This window comes from Dactylosporangium thailandense, assembly GCF_059739745.1.
This window is the reverse complement of record NZ_AP029195.1, coordinates 9,584,849-9,609,421: the sequence shown is the minus strand read 5'-3', so window position 1 is coordinate 9,609,421 and position 24,573 is coordinate 9,584,849. Positions and strand designations below refer to the sequence as shown.

At 71.5% G+C, this 24,573-nt stretch carries 24 protein-coding genes; 14 read left to right on the top strand and 10 right to left on the bottom strand.

Annotation, left to right across the window (positions count from 1 at the left end; genetic code table 11):
* Positions 1 to 81 precede the first annotated feature (81 nt).
* From AC6JBM_RS42680 to AC6JBM_RS42670, 3 genes are all read left to right on the top strand, one after another.
* The gene (locus tag AC6JBM_RS42680; protein ID WP_350610177.1) at positions 82 to 438 is read left to right on the top strand and encodes a histone-like nucleoid-structuring protein Lsr2; all 357 of its coding nucleotides are present in this window, start codon (positions 82 to 84) and stop codon (positions 436 to 438) included.
* A gap of 381 nt (positions 439 to 819) precedes the next feature.
* On the top strand, positions 820 to 3,354 hold the full coding sequence (locus AC6JBM_RS42675) for an ATP-dependent Clp protease ATP-binding subunit (RefSeq protein WP_497979461.1): 2,535 nt from the start codon (positions 820 to 822) through the stop codon (positions 3,352 to 3,354).
* A gap of 557 nt (positions 3,355 to 3,911) precedes the next feature.
* A complete protein-coding gene (locus tag AC6JBM_RS42670; RefSeq protein WP_497979460.1) occupies positions 3,912 to 4,766 on the top strand; it encodes a hypothetical protein in 855 nt (284 codons plus the stop codon).
* A gap of 137 nt (positions 4,767 to 4,903) precedes the next feature.
* On the opposite strand, the gene AC6JBM_RS42665 is transcribed toward AC6JBM_RS42670, so the two are convergent.
* Both AC6JBM_RS42665 and AC6JBM_RS42660 read right to left on the bottom strand, forming a co-directional pair.
* The gene (locus AC6JBM_RS42665; protein ID WP_497979459.1) at positions 4,904 to 5,839 is read right to left on the bottom strand and encodes a polysaccharide deacetylase family protein; all 936 of its coding nucleotides are present in this window, start codon (positions 5,837 to 5,839) and stop codon (positions 4,904 to 4,906) included.
* Between the two features lie 374 nt (positions 5,840 to 6,213).
* Complete coding sequence (locus AC6JBM_RS42660) at positions 6,214 to 7,101, bottom strand: HhH-GPD family protein (RefSeq protein WP_497986660.1); 888 nt, start codon at positions 7,099 to 7,101, stop codon at positions 6,214 to 6,216.
* Positions 7,102 to 7,118: 17 nt separating this feature from the next.
* Between AC6JBM_RS42660 and AC6JBM_RS42655 the strand changes: the two genes are divergently transcribed.
* The 3 genes from AC6JBM_RS42655 (at position 7,119) to AC6JBM_RS42645 (ending at position 8,940) form a co-directional block, all read left to right on the top strand.
* On the top strand, positions 7,119 to 7,628 hold the full coding sequence (locus AC6JBM_RS42655; protein ID WP_433082261.1) for a glycine cleavage system transcriptional repressor: 510 nt from the start codon (positions 7,119 to 7,121) through the stop codon (positions 7,626 to 7,628).
* A gap of 82 nt (positions 7,629 to 7,710) precedes the next feature.
* The gene (gene def, locus AC6JBM_RS42650) at positions 7,711 to 8,220 is read left to right on the top strand and encodes a peptide deformylase (protein WP_497979458.1); all 510 of its coding nucleotides are present in this window, start codon (positions 7,711 to 7,713) and stop codon (positions 8,218 to 8,220) included.
* 51 nt (positions 8,221 to 8,271) lie between these two features.
* On the top strand, positions 8,272 to 8,940 hold the full coding sequence (locus tag AC6JBM_RS42645; protein WP_497979457.1) for a hypothetical protein: 669 nt from the start codon (positions 8,272 to 8,274) through the stop codon (positions 8,938 to 8,940).
* A 128-nt stretch (positions 8,941 to 9,068) separates the two neighbouring features.
* On the opposite strand, the gene AC6JBM_RS42640 is transcribed toward AC6JBM_RS42645, so the two are convergent.
* Positions 9,069 to 9,569, bottom strand: coding sequence for a hypothetical protein (locus AC6JBM_RS42640; RefSeq protein ID WP_497979456.1), 501 nt, complete (start codon positions 9,567 to 9,569; stop codon positions 9,069 to 9,071).
* Positions 9,570 to 9,769: 200 nt separating this feature from the next.
* On the opposite strand from AC6JBM_RS42640, the gene disA reads away from it, so the two are divergent.
* Positions 9,770 to 10,909, top strand: a complete 1,140-nt coding sequence (gene disA, locus AC6JBM_RS42635) for a DNA integrity scanning diadenylate cyclase DisA (protein WP_497979455.1) — start codon at positions 9,770 to 9,772, stop codon at positions 10,907 to 10,909.
* A gap of 29 nt (positions 10,910 to 10,938) precedes the next feature.
* On the opposite strand, the gene radA is transcribed toward disA, so the two are convergent.
* From radA to AC6JBM_RS42620, 3 genes are all read right to left on the bottom strand, one after another.
* Positions 10,939 to 12,345 carry a DNA repair protein RadA gene (gene radA / locus AC6JBM_RS42630; RefSeq protein WP_497979454.1) on the bottom strand — a complete coding sequence of 469 codons (1,407 nt, stop codon included), beginning with the start codon at positions 12,343 to 12,345 and terminating at the stop codon, positions 10,939 to 10,941.
* 39 nt (positions 12,346 to 12,384) lie between these two features.
* Positions 12,385 to 13,110, bottom strand: a complete 726-nt coding sequence (locus AC6JBM_RS42625; RefSeq protein ID WP_497979453.1) for a hypothetical protein — start codon at positions 13,108 to 13,110, stop codon at positions 12,385 to 12,387.
* Between the two features lie 85 nt (positions 13,111 to 13,195).
* A complete protein-coding gene (locus AC6JBM_RS42620) occupies positions 13,196 to 14,017 on the bottom strand; it encodes a UbiA family prenyltransferase (RefSeq protein WP_497979452.1) in 822 nt (273 codons plus the stop codon).
* 45 nt (positions 14,018 to 14,062) lie between these two features.
* Here AC6JBM_RS42620 and AC6JBM_RS42615 point away from each other — a divergent pair, with 45 nt between their 5' ends.
* Positions 14,063 to 14,773, top strand: coding sequence for a methyltransferase domain-containing protein (locus tag AC6JBM_RS42615; protein WP_497979451.1), 711 nt, complete (start codon positions 14,063 to 14,065; stop codon positions 14,771 to 14,773).
* A 20-nt stretch (positions 14,774 to 14,793) separates the two neighbouring features.
* A complete protein-coding gene (locus AC6JBM_RS42610; RefSeq protein ID WP_497986659.1) occupies positions 14,794 to 15,810 on the top strand; it encodes a type III polyketide synthase in 1,017 nt (338 codons plus the stop codon).
* Positions 15,811 to 15,840: 30 nt separating this feature from the next.
* Here AC6JBM_RS42610 and AC6JBM_RS42605 read toward each other — a convergent pair whose 3' ends face one another.
* On the bottom strand, positions 15,841 to 16,338 hold the full coding sequence (locus AC6JBM_RS42605) for a hypothetical protein (RefSeq protein WP_497979450.1): 498 nt from the start codon (positions 16,336 to 16,338) through the stop codon (positions 15,841 to 15,843).
* Between the two features lie 622 nt (positions 16,339 to 16,960).
* Here AC6JBM_RS42605 and AC6JBM_RS42600 point away from each other — a divergent pair.
* Positions 16,961 to 17,446: a CarD family transcriptional regulator gene (locus AC6JBM_RS42600; RefSeq protein WP_350610163.1), complete on the top strand. Its 486-nt coding sequence runs from the start codon at positions 16,961 to 16,963 to the stop codon at positions 17,444 to 17,446.
* Positions 17,447 to 17,488: 42 nt separating this feature from the next.
* A complete protein-coding gene (gene ispD, locus AC6JBM_RS42595; protein ID WP_497979449.1) occupies positions 17,489 to 18,172 on the top strand; it encodes a 2-C-methyl-D-erythritol 4-phosphate cytidylyltransferase in 684 nt (227 codons plus the stop codon).
* A gap of 297 nt (positions 18,173 to 18,469) precedes the next feature.
* Here ispD and AC6JBM_RS42590 read toward each other — a convergent pair whose 3' ends face one another.
* A complete protein-coding gene (locus AC6JBM_RS42590; RefSeq protein WP_497979448.1) occupies positions 18,470 to 19,183 on the bottom strand; it encodes a TVP38/TMEM64 family protein in 714 nt (237 codons plus the stop codon).
* A 103-nt stretch (positions 19,184 to 19,286) separates the two neighbouring features.
* On the opposite strand from AC6JBM_RS42590, the gene ispF reads away from it, so the two are divergent.
* The gene (gene ispF / locus AC6JBM_RS42585; protein WP_350610324.1) at positions 19,287 to 19,757 is read left to right on the top strand and encodes a 2-C-methyl-D-erythritol 2,4-cyclodiphosphate synthase; all 471 of its coding nucleotides are present in this window, start codon (positions 19,287 to 19,289) and stop codon (positions 19,755 to 19,757) included.
* A 5-nt stretch (positions 19,758 to 19,762) separates the two neighbouring features.
* Here ispF and AC6JBM_RS42580 read toward each other — a convergent pair whose 3' ends face one another.
* A complete protein-coding gene (locus AC6JBM_RS42580; protein ID WP_350610160.1) occupies positions 19,763 to 20,926 on the bottom strand; it encodes a homogentisate 1,2-dioxygenase in 1,164 nt (387 codons plus the stop codon).
* An 87-nt stretch (positions 20,927 to 21,013) separates the two neighbouring features.
* Here AC6JBM_RS42580 and AC6JBM_RS42575 point away from each other — a divergent pair, with 87 nt between their 5' ends.
* The gene (locus AC6JBM_RS42575) at positions 21,014 to 21,994 is read left to right on the top strand and encodes a hypothetical protein (RefSeq protein WP_497979447.1); all 981 of its coding nucleotides are present in this window, start codon (positions 21,014 to 21,016) and stop codon (positions 21,992 to 21,994) included.
* 61 nt (positions 21,995 to 22,055) lie between these two features.
* Here AC6JBM_RS42575 and AC6JBM_RS42570 read toward each other — a convergent pair whose 3' ends face one another.
* Positions 22,056 to 22,625: a hypothetical protein gene (locus tag AC6JBM_RS42570; protein ID WP_497979446.1), complete on the bottom strand. Its 570-nt coding sequence runs from the start codon at positions 22,623 to 22,625 to the stop codon at positions 22,056 to 22,058.
* A gap of 138 nt (positions 22,626 to 22,763) precedes the next feature.
* Between AC6JBM_RS42570 and fahA the strand changes: the two genes are divergently transcribed.
* On the top strand, positions 22,764 to 23,972 hold the full coding sequence (gene fahA, locus AC6JBM_RS42565) for a fumarylacetoacetase (RefSeq protein WP_497979445.1): 1,209 nt from the start codon (positions 22,764 to 22,766) through the stop codon (positions 23,970 to 23,972).
* Positions 23,973 to 24,573: the final 601 nt, after the last annotated feature.

The following is a 24,573-nucleotide window of genomic DNA, read 5'->3' as shown; positions in this document are numbered from 1 at the left end:
ACCGTTGACGCGGCGCGGCCTTACTACGTTATCTTTGCAATCGCACAACGCGGGGCGGGCTTCCTCGAAGGGAATACGACAGTGGCCAAGCGGACCATCCACGTGCTGGTCGACGACCTCGACGGCGGAGACGCCGACGAGACGGTGAAGTTCGCGCTCGACGGCGTGCAGTACGAGATCGACCTGTCCAAGAAGAACGCAACGAAGCTGCGCGATGCGTTCGGCCCCTTCCTGTCCGCTGGAACCAAGGTCGGGCGGGGTGGCGTGGTGGTCGGCGGCCGTGCGGCCAGCGCCCGTGGCCGGGGCGGCGCCGCGGCGGATCGCGAGCAGAACAAGGCGATTCGGGAATGGGCGCAGAACAAGGGCATCAAGGTGTCCGACCGTGGTCGCATCAAGCAGGAAATCGTCGACCGTTTTAACGCCGAAGCGGGGCGATAGCGCCGTTTGTTGCGGCCCGTACGATTCTAGACGCTCCAGACACCCACCGTAGCGGTTCAGTTACGGTGGGTGTTGTGTATCCGGGAGTCCGATTTCGCTCTTGGCGTACGGGCGGGGGTGCAGGAACATGCCGGCGGGTGCGAACGTTGGTCGAAAGCGCCGGGTACACGTGGTTCCCGGAGGGTAGGCAGTCAAGGACCGGGGGTTCCGGCGACCGATTGCGGGGTGCGGCAACGCCGCACACCCCGCAATGAGTCGGCCCGCGGCGATAGAGTGATGGCACGGTCACGTTGGCGTCCGACAGAGCTTCGGCGTGGCGACCCCCTGATACGGGGTTCCGCGAGAAGCGGCGGCGACGGACACGGCACGTGAGGAGCAGGGATGTTCGAGCGGTTCACCGACCGAGCACGACGGGTTGTCGTCCTGGCGCAGGAAGAAGCCCGGATGCTCAACCACAACTACATCGGCACCGAGCACATCCTGCTCGGCCTCATCCACGAGGGTGAGGGCGTGGCGGCCAAGGCGCTCGAGAGCCTCGGCATCTCGCTGGAGGGTGTTCGCCAGCAGGTCGAGGAGATCATCGGCCAGGGCCAGCAGGCGCCGAGCGGGCACATCCCGTTCACGCCACGCGCCAAGAAGGTGCTGGAGCTGTCGTTGCGGGAGGCCCTGCAGCTCGGGCACAACTACATCGGAACCGAGCACATCCTCCTCGGCCTGATCCGGGAGGGTGAGGGCGTCGCGGCCCAGGTGCTGGTGAAGCTGGGCGCCGACCTCAACCGGGTCCGCCAGCAGGTCATTCAGCTGCTCTCCGGCTACCAGGGCAAGGAGCCGGCCGCGGCCGGCACCGGTGCCCCCGGCGAGGCCGCCCCGTCCACGAGCCTGGTGCTTGACCAGTTCGGTCGCAACCTCACCCAGGCCGCTCGCGAGGGCAAGCTCGACCCGGTCATCGGCCGGGAGAAGGAAATCGAGCGGGTCATGCAGGTGCTCTCCCGCCGCACCAAGAACAACCCCGTTCTCATCGGCGAGCCCGGCGTCGGCAAGACGGCCGTGGTCGAGGGGCTGTCCCAGCGGATCGTCAAGGGCGAGGTGCCCGAGACCCTCAAGGACAAGCAGCTCTACACCCTCGACCTGGGCGCGCTGGTCGCGGGCTCCCGCTACCGCGGTGACTTCGAGGAGCGCCTCAAGAAGGTGCTCAAGGAGATCCGCACCCGCGGCGACATCATCCTGTTCATCGACGAGATCCACACGCTCGTCGGGGCGGGTGCCGCCGAGGGCGCCATCGACGCGGCGAGCATCCTCAAGCCGATGCTGGCCCGTGGCGAGCTGCAGACGATCGGCGCGACCACGCTGGACGAATACCGCAAGCACCTCGAGAAGGACGCCGCGCTCGAGCGGCGCTTCCAGCCGATCCAGGTGGGTGAGCCGTCGCTGGCGCATACCATCGAGATCCTCAAGGGCCTGCGGGACCGCTACGAGGCGCACCACCGGGTGACGATCACCGACGCCGCCCTGGTGGCCGCGGCGACCCTCGCCGACCGCTACATCTCCGACCGCTACCTGCCGGACAAGGCGATCGACCTGATCGACGAGGCCGGGGCCCGGATGCGCATCCGCCGGATGACCGCGCCGCCAGACCTCCGCGACTTCGACGAGCGCATCGCCCAGGTCCGCCGCGACAAGGAGTCCGCGATCGACGCGCAGGACTTCGAGCGCGCCGCGCAGCTGCGGGACAAGGAGAAGCAGCTGCTCGGGCAGAAGGCGCAGCGCGAGAAGGAGTGGAAGGCCGGCGACCTCGACGTCGTGTCCGAGGTCGACGACGAGCAGATCGCCGAGGTCCTGGCGAACTGGACCGGCATCCCGGTCTACAAGCTGACCGAGGAGGAGACGGCCCGCCTGCTCCGCATGGAGGACGAGCTGCACAAGCGCCTCGTCGGCCAGGAGGACGCGGTCCGCGCGGTCTCGAAGGCGATCCGGCGCACCCGGGCCGGCCTGAAGGACCCGAAGCGCCCGTCCGGCTCGTTCATCTTCGCCGGCCCGTCCGGCGTGGGTAAGACCGAGCTGTCCAAGGCGCTCGCCGAGTTCCTGTTCGGCTCCGAGGACGCGCTCATCCAGCTCGACATGTCCGAGTTCCACGACCGGTACACGGTGTCCCGACTCGTCGGTGCGCCCCCCGGATACGTGGGCTACGACGAGGGCGGCCAGCTGACCGAGAAGGTCCGCCGGCGTCCGTTCTCGGTGGTGCTCTTCGACGAGATCGAGAAGGCCCACCCGGACGTGTTCAACACCCTCCTGCAGATCCTGGAGGACGGCCGGCTCACCGACGGTCAGGGCCGCATCGTGGACTTCAAGAACACGGTGATCATCCTGACCACCAACCTGGGCACCCGCGACGTGGCCAAGGCCGTGTCCCTGGGCTTCCAGGCGTCGGAGGACAACGAGTCGAACTACGAGCGGATGAAGCAGAAGGTCAACGACGAGCTGAAGCAGCACTTCCGCCCGGAGTTCCTCAACCGCATCGACGACACGATCGTCTTCCACCAGCTCATGCAGGACCAGATCCTCGGCATCGTCGACCTGATGATCGCCCGGATCGAGACCCAGCTGCGCAACAAGGACATGGGCCTCGAGCTGACGGACAACGCCAAGAAGTTCCTGGCGAACAAGGGCTACGACCCGGTGCTGGGCGCGCGGCCGCTGCGTCGCACGATCCAGCGCGAGATCGAGGACTCGCTGTCCGAGCGCATCCTGTTCAACGAGCTGCGCCCGGGTCAGATCGTGGTCATCGACTGCGAGGGCGACCCGGCCCAGTTCGAGAAGTCCAAGCTGGTCTTCAACGGTGCGGAGCGCCCGGGCGATGTGCCCGACGCGGTGCCGGCCGAGCTGGCCGGCGGCGGCTCGGACGAGGCTTCGGCCTGACGCTCGACCGTCACGCACCACCGCACCATCGCACTGCCTGCACGTTCCGAGGCCGCGCCGCGATTCCTTCGCAGCGCGGCCTCGGCCTTTGCCCCGGCCCGCTTCCCGCGCGGTCGTCCACGCGTTCGTCCGGCTCGCTTTCGGGGCCGGGCCTCGCGCGGTGCTTCGCCTGGTTCGCTTCCGGGCCGGGCGTCGGGCGGTGCGCCGTGCTGTTCGGCTGGCATGGCGGTCGCTCGGCGGATCGTTCGATGCGCCGCCGGTTTCGGCCTGGCTGCCCGGTCGGCGGTTCGCTGACCCTCGCGTGTCCGGCTCGCCGGTTGGGTTGGCGCGGTTTCGAGTCGCTCGGTTTCGGGGCGCAATCGCGTGTGGCCCTGTCGCCCTCGGTGGGGCGTCCGTTCCATTCGTTTTCGGGCCAGGTGTCGATTTGCACCTCGCGTTTCTTGCCCTTTTGTGTGCGTCGTCTAATCGATGCTCGGGTGGGGAGTTTGTCGGGTTCCTCAGTCGTACAAGAGACTCGAAACGCGTGATCTCCCGACCGGGCGGGTATGTTGCGCGGCGTGAGTAAGGGGCGGTTCCCGTTTGAGTCCGGACGGTTCGTGCGCCGGGCGGCGGGGCGGCCCATCGCGCGGCCCGGGTTGATGGCCCGGCTCGATGACGCCGACGAGATGGTTGTGCTCGTGGGCGGTGCGGGGGCCGGGAAGAGCACGCTGCTCGATGCCTGGGTGGTCGGGCGCGGGGGAGTCTTCGTCGACCTCGCGTTCGAGTCGCTGGACGCGGTGCCCGACGACGGGGTCGTGGCCGTCGACTCGGCGACGGCCGGGGACGTCGCGGCGCTCAGACGGCGGCGGGGTGTCGTGGTGGCCGTCGAACACGATCCCGGAATCGCCGGGGTTGTCCGGGTCTCACCATATGAGCTGGGGTTCGCCGAGGACGAGACCTATCAGGTGCTGGCCGCCGCGTTCGGGGACGCCGAGGCGGCCGACGTGCTCGCGCCAGATCTGCATCTGCTGACCAACGGGTGGCCGGGGCTCGTATCGCTCGCGGCCGCCTGGCTCGCCCAGCATCCGGCCCTCAAGCGGCGGGAGCGGCTGGTCGCGCTGGCCCGGTCCGAGCTGGGGCTCGCCGAGTACCTGATTCCGGCCGTCGTCGCGGGGCTCACCGAGCACGACCGGGAGCTCGTGCGGCGGATGGCGGGGCTGCCGGGGCTCGACGCGCGCACCGCCGACCGGCTCGACATCACCGAGGACCTCGGGCCCGTTGCTCCGTTCGTGCAAAGGCTGTTGCGCCGGCCCGGGTGGTTCGTGGTTCCAGAGGGATGGAAGGCGGCGCTCAGGGCGGAGTTGCCCTTGAGCGCCGCCGAAGCAGAACGTCTGGCCGGCGGCTTCATGGCCGTTCTCGGTCAGAGCCGCTAGCTACCTCGAGGCGCGCTGCGGCCGCCGGCTTTTGACGCCGCTCCGGCCGCGCTGTGTTCGGGGCCGTGCTTGCGGCGACGTCGACCGAGCGGCCGGTTTCCGCGGGGCGGTGGGTGCCCCGCGGATCGCGTGCGGAACTACGCGGCCGGCATGTAGTCGGTCAGCAGGGCCGGGGTCAGGCCCGCGTCCGAGATGGCCTGCAGCGCCGCGATGAAGTCGTCCACGAAGCGGTCCCGGAAGTGCATCAGGATGATGTCGCCCTTCTGCACGGAGTGGCCCTCCTGGTAGCGGACGATCCCCTTGTCCACCGTCTCCTTCCAGAAGAAGCCGGCCTGCAGACCGCAGTCGCGCGCCACCTTCAGCGTGGTTGAGTCCTTGTCGCCGAAGGGTGGGCGGAAGAGCTTGGGGCGCTGACCGTACAGCCCGGCGAGCTGGTCGGCCGAGCCGCAGATCTCGCGCTTCTGGAAGTCGTACGACTTGCCCTTGAGGTTCGGGTGCGTGAGCGTGTGCGCCTCGATGTCGGCGCCGGCGTCGCGGAGCTGCTGGAAGTAGCCCGGATTGTCGCGGATCGCGTTGATCGTCAGGAACAGGGTGACCTTCACGCCCGACTCGCGCAGGAGCTCGAGGGCCTCCGGGCGCTTCACCCAGCCGTCGTCGATGGTCAGGAACGCCACCGGCTGGTCGGTCGGGATGCGGGAGTAGTAGGCCGCGCCCGCGCCGCTCTCCGGGAAGTTGATGCGCACCGGGGCCGGAACCGCGCCGAACTTGGGCAGGCGGCCCGCGAAGGTGTTGCCGGGCGGCGGGGCCTGGGTGGTCTTCGTCGCGCCCGGCTTGCCGCCGGGGTTCGCCGAGCCGGAGGCCTGGGGTGCCCCGCCGCCGCCATCGGTGGCGGCGTCGGAGGAGGACGCGGTGGAGGCGCCGGGCGCGGCCGACGCCGAGGCGGCCGAACCGCTGCCGTTGAGCTGGGAATGGCCGGGTGCGGCCTTGTCGTCGCAGGCGGTGACCGCGAGCGCCAGCGCGGTGACCACGCCGATCAGCGCCCCGAGGCGGCCCGTTCTGCCGGTAACAAGCACGAACCTGAGATTAGCGTTGGAATTCGCTTGAAGGACCACCCATTTCGGGCATCTGCTCCGGTGAATAACGCCACCCGAAGGGCCTGCAACCTAACCCGGCAGGGTGTACGTCTTTTCCCGCCGTTCGCGAGCCCATGGACAAGGTGTCGTCGCGCACACTGGGGGTCGGCGGCCCTGCGCCGGCGGTCCCCAGCGCCGATCCCACCGCGCCGCGCCGCGCCGGCCGCCGCACGCTGACCGCCCCGCGCCGGACGTTCCGCGCTGACCGGCCCGCGCCGGGCGTGCTGCCCGCGCCGGTTGTTCCGCGTCGTGCGTGTGGGAGTCGGTGCCAGCGCTGATCGTCGCGCGTGTGCGGGGGAGGGAGAGTCGGGGGCTCAGCCGGGCAGGGTGTACGTCTCGGCCCGCCGGTTCACCAATCCGTCGACCAGCAGTCCCTCCAGCGCTCGCCGGCGTTGGTCGGCGTCGGGCCACACGGCGTCGAGGCGCTCGGCGGGCACCGGGTCGTCGCTCGCTCGCAGGACGGCCATGAGCAGCCCGCGGACGTATCGGTCCGTGCCGTGGTACCGCTGCGAGGGCCGGCCCTTCTCGTCCGACGGCGGCGAACCGGCGAGCCGCCACGCGCAGACGGCGGTCAGCGGGCACTCGGCGCAGCGCGGGGCGCGGGCCGTGCAGACGAGCGCGCCCAGCTCCATGAACGCGATCGAGGCGCGGGCCGCCGCCTCGTGGTCCTCCGGCAGCAGGACCTCCACGGCGCGCAGGTCCGCGGGCGTGGTGTTCGCGCCGCCGTCCGCGGTGCCGGTGACCGCGCGGGCCACGACGCGGCGCACGTTCGTGTCGACGACGGGGTGGCGCTGGCGGAAGGCGAACGCGGCCACGGCGCGGGCCGTGTAGACGCCGATGCCGGGCAGCGCGAGGAGTGCTTCCACGTCGTCGGGCACCACTCCGTCGTGCCGCTCCACGATCGCGGTCGCGCACGCGTGCAGGCGCAGGGCGCGGCGCGGGTAGCCGAGGCGGTCCCAGGCGCGGATGGCCTCGCCGGGCGGGTCGGCGGCCAGGTGCGCCGGCGTCGGCCAGCGCTCCATCCAGCGCTCCCAGGCCGGCTCGACCCGCGACACCTGGGTCTGCTGGAGCATGACCTCGGAGACGAGGACGCCCCACGGGGAGGCGCCGGGCCGGCGCCAGGCGAGGTCGCGGGCGTTGGCGTTGTACCACCGCGTCAGGGTGGACGCGATGGCGGTCTGTGCATTCGGGTGACTGGCGATACGCAAGGATATAGCTCGTGAACGAGTACGCCGTCACGGTCATCGGCCACGACCGGCCCGGCATCATCGCCGATGTCGCCGAGATCCTGGCCCGCCTTGGCCTCAACCTGACCGACTCGACCATGACCCGCCTGCGCGGACACTTCGCGATGACGCTCGTGTGCTCGGGGCCGCCGGCCGGCGCGGAGATCGAGGCGGCGCTGGAGCCGCTCACCGCCGAGCGGACGCTGCTGGTGACCGTGCGCGGGGTCGTTGAGGAGCCCGTCTACGAGCCCGCCGGCACCCACCACGTCGTCACCGTGCACGGCGCCGACCGGCTCGGGATCGTCGCGACGCTGGCCCGCACCGTTGCCGAGTGCGGCGGCAACATCACCGACCTCACGACGCGGCTCTCCGGCAGCCTGTACGTGATCGTCGCCGAGGTCGACGTCACCGACGCCGAGCGGCTCGACGAGGCCCTGCGCACCGCGGCGCAGCGGCTCGGCGTCGAGGTCTCGATGCGCCCGGCCGACGCGGATCTCTTGTGAGCGATCGGCAGCGCGGCTCTCTCGTGGGCGATCGGCAGCGCGGCGCCGGGGCCGATCACCGGGCGGTCGCGGAGGTGGCGGCGTGAGCGGGGTGGTCCTGCCTGTCGTTCGCGCGCCCGCCCCGGTTCTCGGCACCGCCGCCGAGCCCGTCGACCCCACCGCCCCCGAGATCCTCCAGCTCGCCGAGGACCTGCTGGCGACCATGCGCGTCTCGCCCGGCTGCGTCGGGCTGGCCGCGCCGCAGGTCGGCGTCGGCGCGCAGGTGTTCGCCGTGGACGTGACCGGGCACCCCAAGGCGCGTACGGTGCACGGCGCCTTCGTCCTGTGCAACGCCCGGATCGTCGAGGCGTCGCAGTGGCAGAAGGGCCGCGAGGGGTGCATGTCGGTGCCGGATCTCACCGGCGATGTCAAGCGGGCCAACCGGCTCGTGGTGGCCGGGTATGCACCGGGCGGTACCGAAGAAATCGAGATCACGACGGATGCCTTCGAGGCGCGGGCACTGCAGCACGAGATCGACCACTGCGCCGGGCTGCTGTTTCTCGATCGGGTCGCGGGGGCGCACGCGGTATATGCCCGGAAGGTTTATCTCTGAGCGGCGAGCCTTCCCGGCCATGGGGCATTCCCCCGATACGGTGAGTGCATCATGAAGCTGACGGTTGGCCCACTGCCCGCAGGCGTCTACTGGCGGCGCCGGGCGATCATCGGTGGCGTGCTCGTCGTCGCGTCCCTGATGCTGTGGGCGTCCTGCGGCGGCAGCGGCGGTGACGACCAGAAACGCACTTCGGGCGCTGCCTCGGGCGGCCCGGCGACCGGCGACCCGACACCGACGGTGACGATCCAGGTGCCGACGACCGGCGGAGCGCCCGAGTCCGTGGCCCCGCCGGTCTCCTCCTCGGCCGCCGCGCCGCCGGCGCCCACCGCCACGGTGCCGCCGTGCGCCGACGCCGACCTGACGCTCGTGGCCTCGCCCGAGCAGGCGGTACAGTTCCGGGGCGCCTACCTGAAGTTCTTCCTGAAGATCAAGAACGTCGCGACCCACGATTGCGTGCGGGATCTCGGCGCCGATTCCCAGGAGTTGTACCTCCAGGTCGCGGCCAGCAAGATCTGGTCCTCCGACGCGTGCGACCCGCCGCACGGCAGCCAGCTGACGGTGCTGAAGCCCGGCATCGAGGTGCAGTTCAGCACCACGTGGAGCGGGAAGGCCACGAACAACGGCTGCGCCAACCGGGAGACGCCTCCGGCGGGCAAGTACGAGCTGGTCGGCCGGCTCGACACCAAGCTCAGCGAGCCCGTTCAGGTCCAGCTGACCTGACGGTGCCGAGGGACTGACATTCGGGTGGGGTGACCAACCGCGGGCCTGGCAGCGTCGGCGCGCCAGCGCCCAGCGGTGTCTGGCGGGAGCGACGGTCCGCACCCCGGCGGACCCGAGTCATGCCGCCTTTACAGCTTGTTCGCGATCTGCACCTGGTCGGGGGCGAACGCGGCGAGGGCGGCCAGCTGACCATCGGGCGTGCCGTTGAAGTCCCGCAGGCGCACCGCCACCCCGACGCCCCGGGTCCGCCGCTCGTCGAGCCTGGCCAGGTCGCGCAGCACGTTCTGGTCGATCCAGGCCGGGTTGGTGCCGGTGCGGTCGAGGCCTGCCAGCAGCCGTACGACCAGGAACCGCTCGTCGCCCACCTCGATCGCCGCCACCTCGCCGACCCGTGACCAGGGCAGGACGAGTGTGCGCACCCAGCCGGGCCGCAGGGTGAGCGCGAAGTGGTTGGCCCCGACCCGCGGCCGGCGCAGCACGGCGAGCGCGATCGGCACCGCTCCCACCACGGCCAGGCCGGCCGTCCACATGGGAACGCCGGCGAGCGGGTTGTGCGCGCCCGAGTCCAGCGTCTCGGGCTCGTCGCTGAACAGCGCCCGGACGAGCAGGACGGCGAGCGTCGCCGACACGGCATACCACGCCAGGGTTCCTAGAGACCGGGACGGAAAACTCCGTCGCCACTCGATCCGCTCCGGACCGGCCACCGGCGACAAACCCCTTGGCTTTCGAAAATCAACCGCCGTCCATTTGTGGAGGGCATCCGACCACTCTACGGGCTGGGTCGATACCGCACCAGCACCTGATGACCGGGCATCCGTAGACTGTGCGGGTGCCGATTGACCGCGAGCCCGGCAGGGGCGCCGCCAACACCGGCCTCATCGGGGGCTGGGCCGCCGCGCTGCCCGGCGCCGACCCCCTGCGCGCGACGCTGGCCCTGATGGCCCCGGGCACCGTGCTGCGCGACGGCCTGGAACGCATCCTGCGGGGCCGGACCGGGGCCCTCATCGTGCTCGGCCACGACCGCGTGGTCGAGCAGATCTGCACCGGCGGCTTCCCGCTGGACGTCGAGTTCTCCGCGACCCGGCTGCGCGAGCTGTGCAAGATGGACGGCGCCGTCGTCCTGTCGAGTGACGGCACGAGAATCGTCCGGGCGGCCGTGCACCTCATGCCCGACCCGACGATCCCGTCCGAGGAGTCCGGCACCCGCCACCGCACCGCCGAGCGGGTCGCGAAGCAGACCGGCTACCCGGTGATCTCGGTGAGCCAGTCGATGCGGATCATCGGGCTCTACGTCAACGGCCAGCGTCACGTCATCGACGACTCGGCCGCCATCCTGTCGAAGGCCAACCAGGCGTTGGCGACGCTGGAGCGCTACAAGCTGCGCCTCGACGAGGTCAGCGGCACCCTGTCCGCGCTGGAGATCGAGGACCTCGTCACCGTCCGCGACGCCGTGGCCGTGGTGCAGCGCCTGGAGATGGTGCGCCGGATCGCGGACGAGATCGCGGGCTACGTCGTGGAGCTCGGCACCGACGGCCGGCTGCTGGCCCTGCAGCTCGAGGAGCTCATGGCCGGCGTGGAGGCCGACCGGACCCTGGTCATCCGCGACTACATCCCCGCGGTGCGCCGCACGCGCGCGTCCGACTTCGGGCTGGAGGAGCTCGACGCCCTGACGGCGACGGAGCTGATCGACCTCGTGGCGGTGGCCAAGTCCCTCGGCTACCCGGGGGCGAGCGACGCCCTGGACGCGGCGGTCTCTCCGCGCGGCTTCCGCCTGCTGGCGAAGGTGCCGCGGCTGCCGAGCCTCGTGGTGGACCGGCTCGTGGAGCACTTCGGGAGCCTGCAGCGGCTGCTCGGTGCCACGGTCGAGGACCTGCAGGCCGTCGAGGGTGTCGGCGACGCCCGCGCCCGAGGGGTTCGCGAGGGACTGTCGCGGCTCGCGGAGGCCTCAATACTGGAGCGCTACGTCTGACCAGGGCCTGAGGCAGCGCGGGACAGGGCTTACACATCCTCCGCCGTTGCCTTCACCGCGTAGTGCAGGGCCGTCCGCACGTCGTTGACCTCCAGCACGCGCATGCCCGGCGGGGTCACCCCGGTGGCCGCGGGCCCGCAGCCCGGCGGCACCAGGGCGAAGCGGAAGCCGAGCCGGGCGGCCTCGGCCAGGCGGCGGGGCACCGCGCCCACCCGCCGGACCTCGCCCGTCAGCCCCACCTCGCCCAGCGCCACGAGGTCCGGAGGCATGGGCAGCTCGTGCGCCGCGGAAGCCGCGGCGAGCGCGAGGGCCAGGTCCGCCGCCGGCTCGGTGACGCGCAGGCCGCCGACGGTCGCCGCGTAGACCTCGCGGTCGTGCAGCTGGATGCCCGCCCGGCGCTGGAGGACGGCCAGGACCATGGCCAGGCGGGCCGAGTCGAGGCCGGAGACGGTGCGGCGGGGTGAGCCCGGCATCTGGGCGCCGATGAGGGTCTGCACCTCGGTCACGAGGGCGCGGCGGCCCTCCATGGCCACGCAGACGCACGTGCCCGAGACGGCGTCCGCATAGCGGGTGAGGAAGAGGCCGCTCGGGTCGGGCAGGCTCGTGATGCCGCCCTCGTGCATCTCGAAGCAGCCCACCTCGTCGGCGGCGCCGAAGCGGTTCTTGAGGCCGCGGACCATGCGCAGCGACGAGTGCTTGTCGCCCTCGAAGTTGAGGACCACGTCGACGAGGTGCTCGAGGACGCGCGGGCCGGCGACGTTGCCGTCCTTGGTGACGTGGCCGACCAGCACCGTGGCCAGGCCGCGCTCCTTGGCGATGGCGACCAGGGCCGCGGTGACGGCGCGGACCTGGGTGACGCCGCCCGCGACCCCGTCGACGCCGGGGGCCGAGATCGTCTGCACCGAGTCGAGGATGAGCAGGCCGGGCTTCACCGCGTCGAGGTGACCGAGGACGGCCGAGAGGTCGGTCTCCGAGGCGAGGTAGAGGCGCTCGTGCAGGGCACCGATGCGCTCGGCCCGCAGGCGGACCTGGCTCGTGGACTCCTCGCCGCTGACGACCAGCGACGGGCTCTCGCCCTGCACCGCCCACTGCTGGGCCACGTCCAGCAGGAGGGTGGACTTGCCGACGCCGGGCTCGCCGGCCAGGAGGACCACACCACCGGGGACGATGCCGCCGCCCAGGACGCGGTCGAACTCGCCGACGCCGGTCGGGCGGGCCTTGGCCGGGGCCGCGCTGATCTCGGCGATCGGGCGGGCGGGCTCGAGCGGGGCGCGGGACGGCACGGAGCGCAGGGCGGCCGGACCGGTGACGGCGGCGCCGCCGGCGAGCTCGAGGATCGCCCCCCACTCACCGCACTCCGGGCACCGGCCGATCCACTTGGGTGGCCGATGCCCGCAGACGTCGCACTGATAGATCGAGCCCTTGGTCTTCGTCACGCCCCCAACCTAACGAAGGGGTACGACAAAAAACCGGGCTTACTCCTCGCCGCCCTCGCCGTGCACGACCGAGCTCGGCTTCGGCAGCGCCGTGCCGGGCGGCGTCATCGGCAGGTTGGGCAGCTTCATCGTGGTGGTGCTGCCGTCGGCGTAGGTGAACGTGAAGGTCACGTTGGTCAGCGCGCCGCCGGGCAGCAGCGGCTCGCCGGTCAGCTTGTCGACCGCCAGGTACTTCTCGCCGCCGTTGTCGTGGGTGAGCAGTGCCACCCCCGAGACCGGGATGCTGACGGCGATCGTCGACGAACCCGCGGAGGTGGGCGCCAGCGAGGGCGCGGCGGCCGGCTCCGAGGGCGAGCCGGACGGCTTCTTGCTGCCGGAGGGAAGGACGGCCGGCGCCGCCGGCATGGTCGGGGCCGCGGCCGGCTGCGGGCCGCCGACGAGGACGATCTTGCCGTTGTCGCTGGTCGCGCCGGTCAGCTTCACGGCCTGCTGGGCGTTGTTGAACAGCCGGATGTTGAGCGGGACCGTCGAGCCGGGCTTGTACTGGTCGGCGTAGGCGACGCCGCCGTCGCGCAGCGCGATCTTGCCGTCGGCGCTCTGGGCGTTGACGCCCGGCACCGCGGCCGTCTGCTGGTCGGTCTGGGTGATCTGACCCGAGCCGCAGGCGGAGAGCAGGCCGACGCCGAACGCGGCCGTTGCCAGGAGCGCGGCGCCCAGCACCGTGCGGCGGCGAGCCAGCGGCTTGGCCTGAGTCGAACGCGTCACCGTGGTTCCTCCAAATCAAGGGGCAGCCGCACTACAGCCTAGATGCCCTTGATCGGTGGATTACGCGCACCCTGGCAATGGTGACTCAATCCAGATTCAGGCCGCTGATCAGGAGAAACACGACATCGATCAGAGCGACGGCGATGACGGCGAGGAACGGGGCCCGCGATGTTGTGTCGCGATTCATGCGGTACCACCCCCAGGAAAGCGCGATGAGTGACACCCCGAGCGCCGGCCAGAACAGCACCGGCGGCGGACCGGGGGGCCCGAACGCCAGCGCAGCGGTGGCGGCCGGCAGCAGCACCGCGGCCGCGGCCAGCGACCCCCGGCGGCCGAAGCGCTGCGGGAGCCCGCGCACGCCGCTGCGCTCGTCGGCGTCGAGGTCCGGCAGCGTGTTGACGAAGTGCGCGCCCGCGCCCAGCAGGCCGCCGGCGGCGAGCAGCCACAGCGGCGGAGTCTTACCCGCGCCGAGCACGACGAACGCGGGCAGGCAGGTGAAGGAGACGGCGTAGGGCACGACCGAGGCCGCCGTCGACTTCAGCGGCCAGTCGTAGAGCAGCGCCGAGCCGAGCGCGAGCGCCGACACCAGGCCCGCCTCCCAGCCGGAGAGGAAGCCCAGCGGCACGCACACCGCGGCCGCGACGGCGCCCAGCACCGCCACGAGCCGCCGGGAGACCTTCCCGGCCGCCACGGGCTTGTCGGAGCGCCCGGCCGCGGCGTCCCGCTCCGCGTCGAGAGCGTCGTTGACCCATCCGATCGACAGTTGACTCGTCAGTACCGCCGCCCCGGCCGAAATCACCCCGCCGAGCGGCCGATCCAGCCCGATGGAGAGCAGCACGGCCACCGCGGTGACCCCGGCGGCAGGCTCTGGATGACTCGCCCGCAGGAGCGGGATCGCAACCCACATCCGGCAAGTGTGGCGGGCGGAGGGGTCCCATGTCAGGCTCGTCTCATGCCGTCGCCGAGGCGCGCTCGCAACGACCCTGGTCAGTATGACGACCTGGCCGGGGAATGGTGGCGCCCCGGCAGCCCGTTCTCGATGCTCTACTGGCTCGCGCGCGCCCGCGCGCGGCTGATCCCGCCCGCCGAGCGCGACGGGGCCGTGCTGGTGGATCTCGGCTGCGGCGGCGGGCTGCTCGCGCCGCACGTGGCCGGCAAGGGGTACACCCACGTCGGCGTCGACCTCGTCGTCTCCGGCCTCGAGCAGGCCGCCGCGCACGGCGTCACCCCGGTGCTCGGCGACGTGAGGCACCTGCCCTTCGCCGACGGCAGCGCCGACGTCGTCAGCGCCGGGGAACTGCTCGAGCACGTCCCCGACCTGCCGCGCGTGGTCGCCGAGGCGTGCCGGATCCTGCGCCCGGGCGGCTGGCTCGTGCTCGACACGCTCGCCGACACCGCGCTGTCGCGACTCGTGGCCGTGCGCCTCGCCGAGGCCGTCGTCCCCGCGGTGCGCGGCATCCACGACCCCGCGCTGTTCGTGGACCCGCAGCGGCTGCGGGCCGAGTGCGCGCGCCACGGGGTGCCGCTGGTCGTCCGCGGCGTGCGCCCTTCCCTGCCCTCCCTCGCCCGCTGGCTGGTGACCCGCCGCGGTCGCGTGCCGATCGTGCCGACGTTCTCGACCGCGATCCTCTACCAGGGGCGCGGCAGGAAGGTGAGCCAGTGACGGGTGCCGCCATAGCGGGGATGCACGTGACGTTTCCCGGGCAGATGCGCCAGGACGAGGTGTGGGACGGCTACTTCAGGCGGCACTACGACGGGCCCCGCCGTGGGCTGGCGAAACGGATCTTCGCCAACTCGGGCGTCGTCACCCGTCACGGGGCGGTCAATCCGCTGCTGGAGGACGCGTCCTCCTGGTCAACCGCCAAACGCATGCATCGGTACCTCACGGAGGCCCTCCCGCTCGGCAAGGACGCGGTCGCGGGCGCCCTGGACGCCGCGGGACTGCGCCCGGACGAGATCGGGCTGTTCGCGGTGTGCTCGTGCACCGGATACGCCACGCCGGGCCTCGACATCCTGCTCGCCCGCGACCTGGGCATGGCCGACGACACGCAGCGGCTGTTCATCGGGCACATGGGCTGCTACGCGGCGCTGCCCGGGCTCGGCGCCGTCTCGGACTACGTGTCCGCGCGCGGCCGCCCCGCGGTGCTGCTCTGCCTCGAGCTGACCAGCCTGCACGTGCAGCCGCCCACCGACGACCCGCAGCAGATCGTGGCGCACGCGCTGTTCTCCGACGCCGCGGCCGCCGTGGTGCTCGTGCCGGACGGCCCCGGCGCGCTCGTGGCCGACATCGCCGCGGTCACCGACACGGCCACCGCGGACCATATGACGTGGGACGTGACCGATCTGGGCTTCCGCATGGGGCTGTCGCCGCGGGTGCCCGACGTGCTGTCGATCTACGTCGCCGACCTGGTCGAGCGGCTGCTGCGCCCGCGCGGGATGTCTCCTCGGGACGTGGATGCCTGGGCGGTACATCCCGGAGGCCCCCGAATCCTGGACGTCGTCCGCGACGAGCTCGCGCTGCCCGAGTCGGCCCTGGCCGCGTCGCGCGACACCCTCGCGGCGCACGGGAACTGCTCCTCGCCGACGGTGCTGCTGATCCTCGACGCCCTGCGCCGCCGCGCCGCCGGTCCGCCGCGCACCACGGTCGCGCTCGCGTTCGGCCCCGGCCTCACCCTCTACGGGGTGCTCCTACAGGTCTGACAGTGACGCCTTGCGCCCTCCGCGCTGCTCCTACAGGTCTGACAGTTCGGCTTCGAACGAGTTCGGCGTGGTCACCGATCGGACCGCCTTCACCAGCTTGCCGTGGAAGCTGACGAGCACCGCGGCGGTGGTCCGGTCGCCGGCCAGCTCGGGCACCGAGGCGCGCAGCGAGTTGTTCGGGTCGGCGAGGGAGCGCACGGTCACGCCCTCCCTGAGCCCGCCGGGCAGCGTAGGCGGGCGAGCGGCGACCACGATGACCTTGACGGTGTTCTTCGCCGTCGCGACGGCGTCGACGGTGCTGCGGATGAGCTGCTCGCAGGAGCACCCGTCCACGAGCAGCACCACGGCCGGGGAGATCTCCACGAGCCCGACCGGCTTGCCGTCCGGGTCCTGCAGGCTCACGCCGGTCAGCGACACCACGGCCGGGGCGCTCGTCGGGGAGCCGACCTTGGGGCTCGTCTTCGGGGCGCGCCCGGGCCACGCGACGGCGAACAGGCTCACGAGGGTCGCGATGACCGCGATCGTCATGATCAGCAGCGGTACGACGAGTCCGGGTGAATCGTCCGACACACGCCGGGCCGGCTTCGGCCTCAGGTGCAGTCGACGCCGCCAGCGCCGGTGGATTGCGTCACGGCGGAATTGCCGGCGGATCGGTGCGCCTTCGTCGTCGAGTGCGGCGGGATCGTCGGGAATGATGATCGTTCCCCACTCAGGCGGGAGATCGGGGAGGCCACCACCCTCTTGTGGTCGCTCACCACCGCCGTTGTCATCCCGCAGCGCGCCCATCGCTGTTCTCCTCGCACCTGCCTCAACTTTCCCTCACCTTCCGGTCCCGCGCCAGAGGTGACTACATCGAGATCTGTGCGTATCATCTACGCTCCGCCGCTGGTCACGTCACGCAGCGTGTCGGTTCTGGACCGGCGGCGCACTACGGAGGACACTTGCCGTAATCAATCGGATATGTCCGACTGCCAGGTCATTTGTGCGTGCTCCCGGTTGTTGATCCGCTACACAGCAGGTCCGGCGTTTCCTGTCAAGCAGGAGAAAGGGGACTCACATGTGTTCTGACCTGCGCGAATGCTGCTCTCTGGGGTGGGACGACAGCGCGTGACCGTGTTACCCTAGACACAGCGAAAGGGGTTTCGAACCTATGGTTTTCAGTGTCGGCGAGACCGTTGTCTACCCCCACCACGGGGCCGCACTCATCGAGGCAATCGAGACTCGCGTCATCAAGGGCGAGGAGAAGCAGTACCTCGTCCTCAGGGTCGCTCAGGGTGACCTGACGGTGCGGGTGCCCGCCGAAAACGCCGAAATCGTCGGCGTGCGCGAGGTGGTTGGCGAGGAAGGCCTGACGAAGGTCTTCGACGTCCTCCGCGCTCCGCACACCGAGGAGCCGACCAACTGGTCGCGGCGGTACAAGGCGAATCTGGAGAAGCTGGCCTCCGGCAATCCGCTCAAGGTTGCTGAGGTCGTCCGCGACCTGTGGCGTCGCGACCGTGAGCGTGGTCTGTCGGCCGGCGAGAAGCGCATGCTCGCCAAGGCGCGGGACATTCTGGTCGGCGAGGTGGCGCTCGCCGAGAAGAGCACCAAGGACGAGGCGGAGTCGCTGCTCGACAAGGTGTTGACCGAGGCCTGACGAATCCAGCCTGGCTATCCCTTCGATATCGAGGACCGCGACGTGACGGCGCACGTGTCTGTGCGTGGTGACGTCGCGGTCCTCGTGCCTGCGGCCGGCATGGGGGTCCGACTCGGACCTGGCGGCCCCAAGGCACTTCGCCTCCTGGGCGGCGAGCCGCTTCTTGTGCACGCCGTGCGGCGTCTTGCGCTCGCGCCCAGTGTCGGCTGCATCGTGGTCGCCGCGCCGGCCGATGCCGTGTCCTTCGTCGCGGAGCTCTTGGAGCCCGTGGCCCCGGTCACGGTAGTGCCCGGCGGGGCGACCCGGCAGGCCTCGGTCGCCGCGGCGCTCGCGGCGGTCCCCGACGGCTTCGACATCGTGCTCGTCCACGACGCGGCGCGCGCATTGACCCCACCGGAGCTGGTGGAGTCCGTGGCGGCGGCGGTGCGAGGGGGGCACGGCGCCGTCATACCCGTTCTTCCGGTGGTCGACACCATCAAGCAGGTTTCGGATTCCGGCTCGGTCGTGGCGACCGTGGACCGGTCGTCCCTGCGTGCGGTGCAGACGCCGCAGGGGTTCCGGCGCGGGGTGCTGGAGAAGGCGCACTCGGCCGCGATCGACGAGCACACCGACGACGCCGGGATGGCCGAGCGGATCGGTGAGCCGGTGTACACCGTGCCCGGGTCCGAGGCGGCGCTGAAGATCACCCGGCCGTTCGACCTGGCTGTGGCCTCGCTGCTGCTCTGACCTGGCACTGCTGCTTCTGGCCTGGCGTTGTTGCTTCTGGCCTGGCGTTGTTGCTTCTTGCCTAGCGTTGTTGCTTCTTGCCTGGCGCTGTCGCCGCGCCTCGCTGCTTGTCGCCCCGACGCTGGATGCTGCTGTTAGCGCACCGCGATGGTGTCGCCGCCGCGCCGCTGGGCGCTGCTGTCGCCGCCGCGCCGCCTGGTGCCGCTGTCACCGCCGCTGCCCGCTTTCGGCGCCGTGGCACCGTCGTGCCTTGTGCTGGATTCCGATATTTCCGGAATGTCAGTCGTGCCGGTCGCTTTACGCCGCGGCGGGGGCCGGGGTCGTCGCCCTCTTCGGGCGGCGGCGCCAGAGCAGGAAGCTGCCGACCGAGCCGCCGATGCCCAGCGTGGCGATCATGACGCCCGCGATCGACATGCCCACCGCGTCGCCGCGGGCCGTGGCCGAGCCGAGCGCCGAGTACGCCAGGGTGGCCGGGAGAGCGCCCACGACCGTGCCGGTGATGAACGCGCTCATGCGCACGCTCGTGGTCCCGAAGACGTAGTTGGCGATGCCGAAGGGCACGATCGGTACCATTCGGGAAATCAAGATCGCGAGCATCCCGCGTTTGGCGACGGCCTGCTCCATGGCGAGCATGCGACCGCTCAGGTGGCGGGCCATGAACTCGCGGCCCAGGAGCCGGCCCACCGTGTGCGCGATCAGCGCGCCGATGGTGATGCCGAGCATGATGTACAGCGCCCCGCCCACGAAGCCGAACACCAGCCCGCCCACGCCGGCCAGCAGCGTGCGGGGGGCGAGCGCGGTGGTGAGCACGGCCGAGCCGCCGATCGCGATGAACGGGGCCAGCGGGTGATTGCTGCCGACCGCGTGGGCCAGCGACGAGCGGGTCGGGTGGGCAATGATGATCGCCACGGACAGGGACACCACGATCACGGCAAGCAGACCGAAGCGAATCGCGGCTCCGGTGCGCCACCACGGACTGGGGCTCGTCGGGGTCGTCTGATCGCTGCGCACCCCACCCAGCCTAGGCCCGATTCGCCCATATGCCGACCCGTGCGTCGGTTCGGCAACCGAAGGTTCACGGTTGTGCACCAAAACGTCGTACCCTCCCGTCGTGATGTTGATCGGGAACGGCACCGACGTCCACGCGTTTGAGTCCGGCCGCGAGTGCTGGGTCGCCGGGCTGCGGTGGGAGGGCGTCGACGGGCTCGCCGGGCATTCCGACGGCGACGTCGCCGCGCACGCGATCTGCGACGCGCTGCTCTCCGCGGCCGGGCTGGGTGATCTCGGGGCGAACTTCGGCACGTCACGGCCCGAGTGGGCGGGAGCCTCGGGCGTCACGCTGCTGCGCGAGACCGCGCGCCTGATCCGGCAGGCCGGCTTCGAGATCGGCAACGTGTCCGTGCAGGTCATCGGGGTGAAGCCGAAGATCAGTAAGCGGCGATCGGAGGCCGAGCGGGTGCTGCACGACGCCCTCGGGGCGATCGTGCGGCTGTCCGGCACCACCACCGACGGCCTCGGGTTCACCGGCCGCGGCGAGGGACTGGCCGCCACGGCCGTCGCGTTGATCTACCCGGTCTCCCACTAGGACGGTCAGGCCTGGCGGGCCCACGTCCAGGCGTACCCGGTGTCCTCGATCGCCAGGGCCGGCTCACACAGGTCCAGCGGCCGGAAGGTGTCGACCATCACCGCGAGTTCGTCGAAGGCCTCGGCGCCGATCGCGCGCTCGACCGCGCCCGGCTGTGGTCCGTGGGTGAATCCGCTCGGGTGCAGCGAGATGGAGCCCTGCTCGATGCCGGAGCCGCGGCGGGCCTCGTAGTTGCCGCCCGTGTAGAAGAGCACCTCGTCGGAGTCGACGTTGTGGTGGTTGTACGGGACCGGGATCGCCAGCGGGTGGTAGTCGACCTTGCGCGGTACGAACGAGCAGATCACGAAGTTCGGCCCCTCGAACGTCTGGTGCACCGGCGGCGGCTGATGCACGCGCCCGGTGATGGGCTCGAAGTCGTGGATCGAGAAGGCCCACGGGTAGAGGCAGCCGTCCCAGCCGACGACGTCGAATGGGTGATTTGCGTAAATGTGCTCGGTCCAGCCCCGGCGGTGCTGCACCAGCACGGAAATGTCGTACCCCTCCGCGATGATGGGCTCCGCTGGACCACGGAGATCCCGTTCGCAGTAGGGCGCGTGCTCCAGGAACTGTCCACGCACGGAGAGATAGCGCCGCGGGGGTCCGATGTGTCCGGTCGCTTCGATCGCCAGCAGCTTCACCGGCCCGTTCTTGGGCACCAGTCGATGGATGACCGATGTCGGGATGATCGCGTAGTCGCCCTCGACCAGGTCCAGCACGCCGAACGTGGACTCCAGGGTGACCGCGCCCGCCGACACGTAGAGGCACTCGTCGCCGGCCGCGTTGCGGTAGAGGGGCGAGGGTTCGGTCGCCTCGACGTACGAGATCCGGACATCGTCGTTCGCGAGCAGGTGCTGCCGTCCGAGCACCGCGTCCACCTTGCCCCCGCCGATCTTGCCGGTCTGCAGGTGGCGCGGCTTGAGCGGCAGGTTCGGCACTCGCGACCAGGCCGGCGGCTCGAACGGCACCGCCGAGGTGATCGCCGTCGGCCGGTTGCGGTGGTAGAGCAGGGAGGAGTCGCTCGAAAATCCCTCCTGCCCCATCAGCTCTTCCGCGAACAACGAGCCGTCGGGCTGGCGAAACTGGGTGTGGCGCTTCGGCGGCACCTCGCCGACGCGGCGGTAGTACGGCATCACGGCCCTCCAGGTCGTGCTTCATGGAGTGTCCGGATAACGGACGAAGTTGTCCGCCCTGTAAAGCGTCCACTAGATTCGGAAGCCGTGTCAAACGCAGTGCCAACCCTGCTGACCGCACTGGTCGACGACGCCGCCGTGTTTCCGCCGGGCAGCGCGCCACTGACCGACGCCGTGCCCGCGCACGCGGGCCACCGCCGGAGCTGGTATTCCGAGCTCATCGGCCCCCTTCTCCTCCCCGTCGCCGACCGGGCCGCCTTCCTGGCGATCGCTTCCGCATCTCACCCGCCGGATTCACCCGCACCTGCTTCCTATCCGGCCGGTTCTCATGCGGCTGGTTCCTACGCGGCCGGACTGCTCGTGGCTGCCTCGCAGGTGTCGCCTTCGGTCGCGCCCGGTTCCGAGGCGGCCGTCTCGCTCGGCTTGATCGGTGAGCCGGCCGCCCTCGAGGCCGCGCTCGGCGACCTCCCCGCGGGCACCAGGCAGCTCGAGAGCCCGGTCGCGAAGCGGGGCGAGGACCCGCTGCCCGGCATCGAGCGGCTCGCGCGGCTGATGCGCGGACGCGAGTCGCCCCTGCAGTGGTATCTGGAGGTGCCGCTCGCCTGGGGCCTGATGTCCGGCCTGGACGCCATCGCCGCGCTGCGGGCCGAGGGCCTGCCCGTGGCCGCGAAGTTCCGCACCGGCGGGCTGGCCGCGGAGCTCTTCCCGAGCCCGTCCGAGCTCGCCGCCGTCATCATCGCCTGCCGCGACCGCGACCTGCCGTTCAAGCTCACCGCGGGCCTGCACCACGCGGTCCGCCACACCGACGCCGAGACGGGCCTGGTCCACCACGGCTTCGTGAACATCCTGGCCGCCGTGCTGGCCGCCGCCGACGGCGCCGACCCTTCCGACCTCGCGGCGCTGCTGTCCTCGGCCGAGGCCCATCCGCTGGCCGACCGCGTCCGGCCGCATCTCGACCGCGAGCGGCCGTTGTGGGCCGGGTTTGGCAGCTGCAGCGTCCAGGACCCGGTCGGCGACCTGGTGACGCTGGGCCTGCTGGACCGTCCGCGACCGCAGGACCCGCGATGAGGACGCTGCTGCGCACGCTGCGGTGGCTCGCCCTCCCGCGGGCGCTGTCCTCTCCGCCGCCTCACCCGGCCCGGGTACCGTCCCGCTCGTCGCCGCCCGATCCGGCCCGGGCGGAGTCTCGCTTGCGTTGGTCGTGGCCGCGCTGGTGGCGATCCGGCACTTCGCAAGCGCGTCCGGCCGTGGTGGCGTCCCGCTTGCCGTCGTCGTGGTCGGGGGCTTCGCCGTTGCACACGTCGACCGCCCGGATGTCTTCCTTGCGCACGCGGCGGTCGTTGCCCTCGCCGGATCGGTCGCGGTTGCGCTCGTGGCCGTTCCGCTCGGGGGTGCCGGAGCGCCGGCCCTTGCTCGTGCGGGTGCCGTTGCCGCCCCGCTCCGAGGCGTCGCGTTCCGGGCTGCCCCGCTCCGAGGCGTCGCGTTCCGGGCTGCCCTGCTCCGAGGCGTCGTGTTCCGGGCTGCCGCGCGAACGGGCGGTGCGTCCGCAGGTGTTGCCGGCGTTCGGCATCAGGTCGTCGGGCTTCGGGGTGCTGCGCGGTTGGGCGGTGCGTCCGCGGGCGGTGTCGGCGTTCGGCTTCGGGTCGTCGCGTTCCGGGTTGCTGCGGCGGCGACGGGGGCTTCCTCGGGCGCTTTCCATGGCCGCGGGGTCGGGGCCGCGGGTGCTGGTGCTCTCGCGGCCGTCGGCGGCGGGGTTGCCGGATGAGCTTTCGCTTGGGTTCGGTGCTGGAGTCGGGGTCGTCTCGCGGGAGCGGGTTCCGGTTGTTGGAGGTGCGCGATGAGTGGTGCCGCTTGGCTGGAGCTCGCCGAGGATGATGCGTTCGGGGTGGGCAGCCTGCCGTACTGCGCGTTCGGGCAGGATCGGTTTCGCTGGACCGGCGTGCGCATCGGGGATCGGATTCTGAACCTGGCCGCGGCCGAGGGGCGGGGGCTGATCGACGCCGGTGGGACGTTTCTCGGGCAGGGGACGCTCAATCGGTTCATGGCGGCCGGGCGGCCGGTCTGGTCCCGGGTGCGGGAGCGGCTGAGCGAGCTGCTGAGCGCCGGGCGGTATCAGGAATCGATCGAGCCGCTGCTGTTGTCCGTGGCCGATGTGCGGCTCCAGCTGCCGTTCGAGGTCGCCGACTACGTCGATTTCTACTCGTCCGAGGAGCACGCGACCAACCTCGGGAAGCTGTTCCGGCCCGGCGGGGAGCCGCTGCTGCCGAACTGGAAGCATCTGCCGGTCGGGTACCACGGGCGGGCCGGGACCGTGGTCGTCTCCGGCACCGACGTGCCGCGGCCGTTCGGGCAGCGCAAGTCGCCCGACGAGGACGGGCCGGGGTTCGGGCCCTCGCGGCGGCTGGACATCGAGGCCGAGGTCGGGTTCGTGGTCGGGGTGCCGTCCGAGGGGGCGGTCGCGATCGACGACTTCCGCTCGCACGTGTTCGGGGCGGTGCTCGTGAACGACTGGTCGGCGCGGGATCTGCAGGCCTGGGAGTATCAGCCGCTGGGGCCGTTCCTGGGCAAGTCCTTCCGGACGTCGATCTCGCCGTGGGTGGTGCCGCTCGACGCGCTCGACGCGGCTCGGGTGCCGGGACCGGTCCAAGAGCCGCCCGTGCTGCCTTATCTGCGGGCGGGGGAGCACTACGGGTACGACATCGGCATGGAGGTTTTCTGGAACGGCACGCTGGTCTCCCGGCCGCCGTTCGGCGGGATGTATTGGACGCCGGCGCAGCAGCTGGCGCATCTGACCGTCAACGGGGCCTGGGCGCGGACCGGGGATCTGTATGCCTCGGGGACGGTGAGCGGGGCCGAGGCCGAGCAGACCGGATCGTTCATCGAGCGCACGTGGAACGGGGCGCGGCCGGTGCAGCTGGCCGACGGCACCGCGCGGTCGTTCCTGCTCGACGGCGACACGGTGACGATCACCGCCACGGCGCCGGGGCCGGGCGGGTCGCGGATCGGGTTCGGGGAGGTGACCGGGACGATCACCAAGCCCGAGTGACCTGGAGTTCGGCCGCGGCTCGACCACGCGCGCGGGCCGTTCGCCTTGCCGCGCGGTGATGAGTCACGCTCTTCGCCGGACGGCGGGCCGCAGCGATCGCCGGCCGCGACCGCTTCGGTGTGCACCCCTGCGCCGAGTCAACCTCGCACGCGTGACCACGGTCTCGTCGGACCACAGCGCCAGCGAGTCGCGACCGCGGCCGCAGCGAGTCGCGACCGTAGCCGTGGCGAGTCGCGACCGCGGCCGCAGCGAGTCGCGACCGCGGCCGTGGGGAAGCCGTAGCAGTGGCGGTGTCGAGTCGCGATCGTGGTGGTGGCGGTGCCGAGTCGCGGTTGTGGCCAGCGGCAAGCGGCAAGCGGCAAGCGGCAAGCGGCAACCCGGCGCAGTGGCGAGTCGCGGCGAGTTGAGGCCGTGGCAGGCAGGCGGTCAGGCCGCCGCGGGCAGAGGGAGCGTTGCCACGAACGGGTGATCGGGTGCCGTGCGTGGGCGTCGCCGCGCTTGCCGAGCCGCGGGTCGAGTGGCGTGCGGGAATGTCACGGGGCGGTGGGAACGCGGTGTGAGTCTTCTGCGGATCGACGGTCGCCGTGCGCGTTGTTTGGTG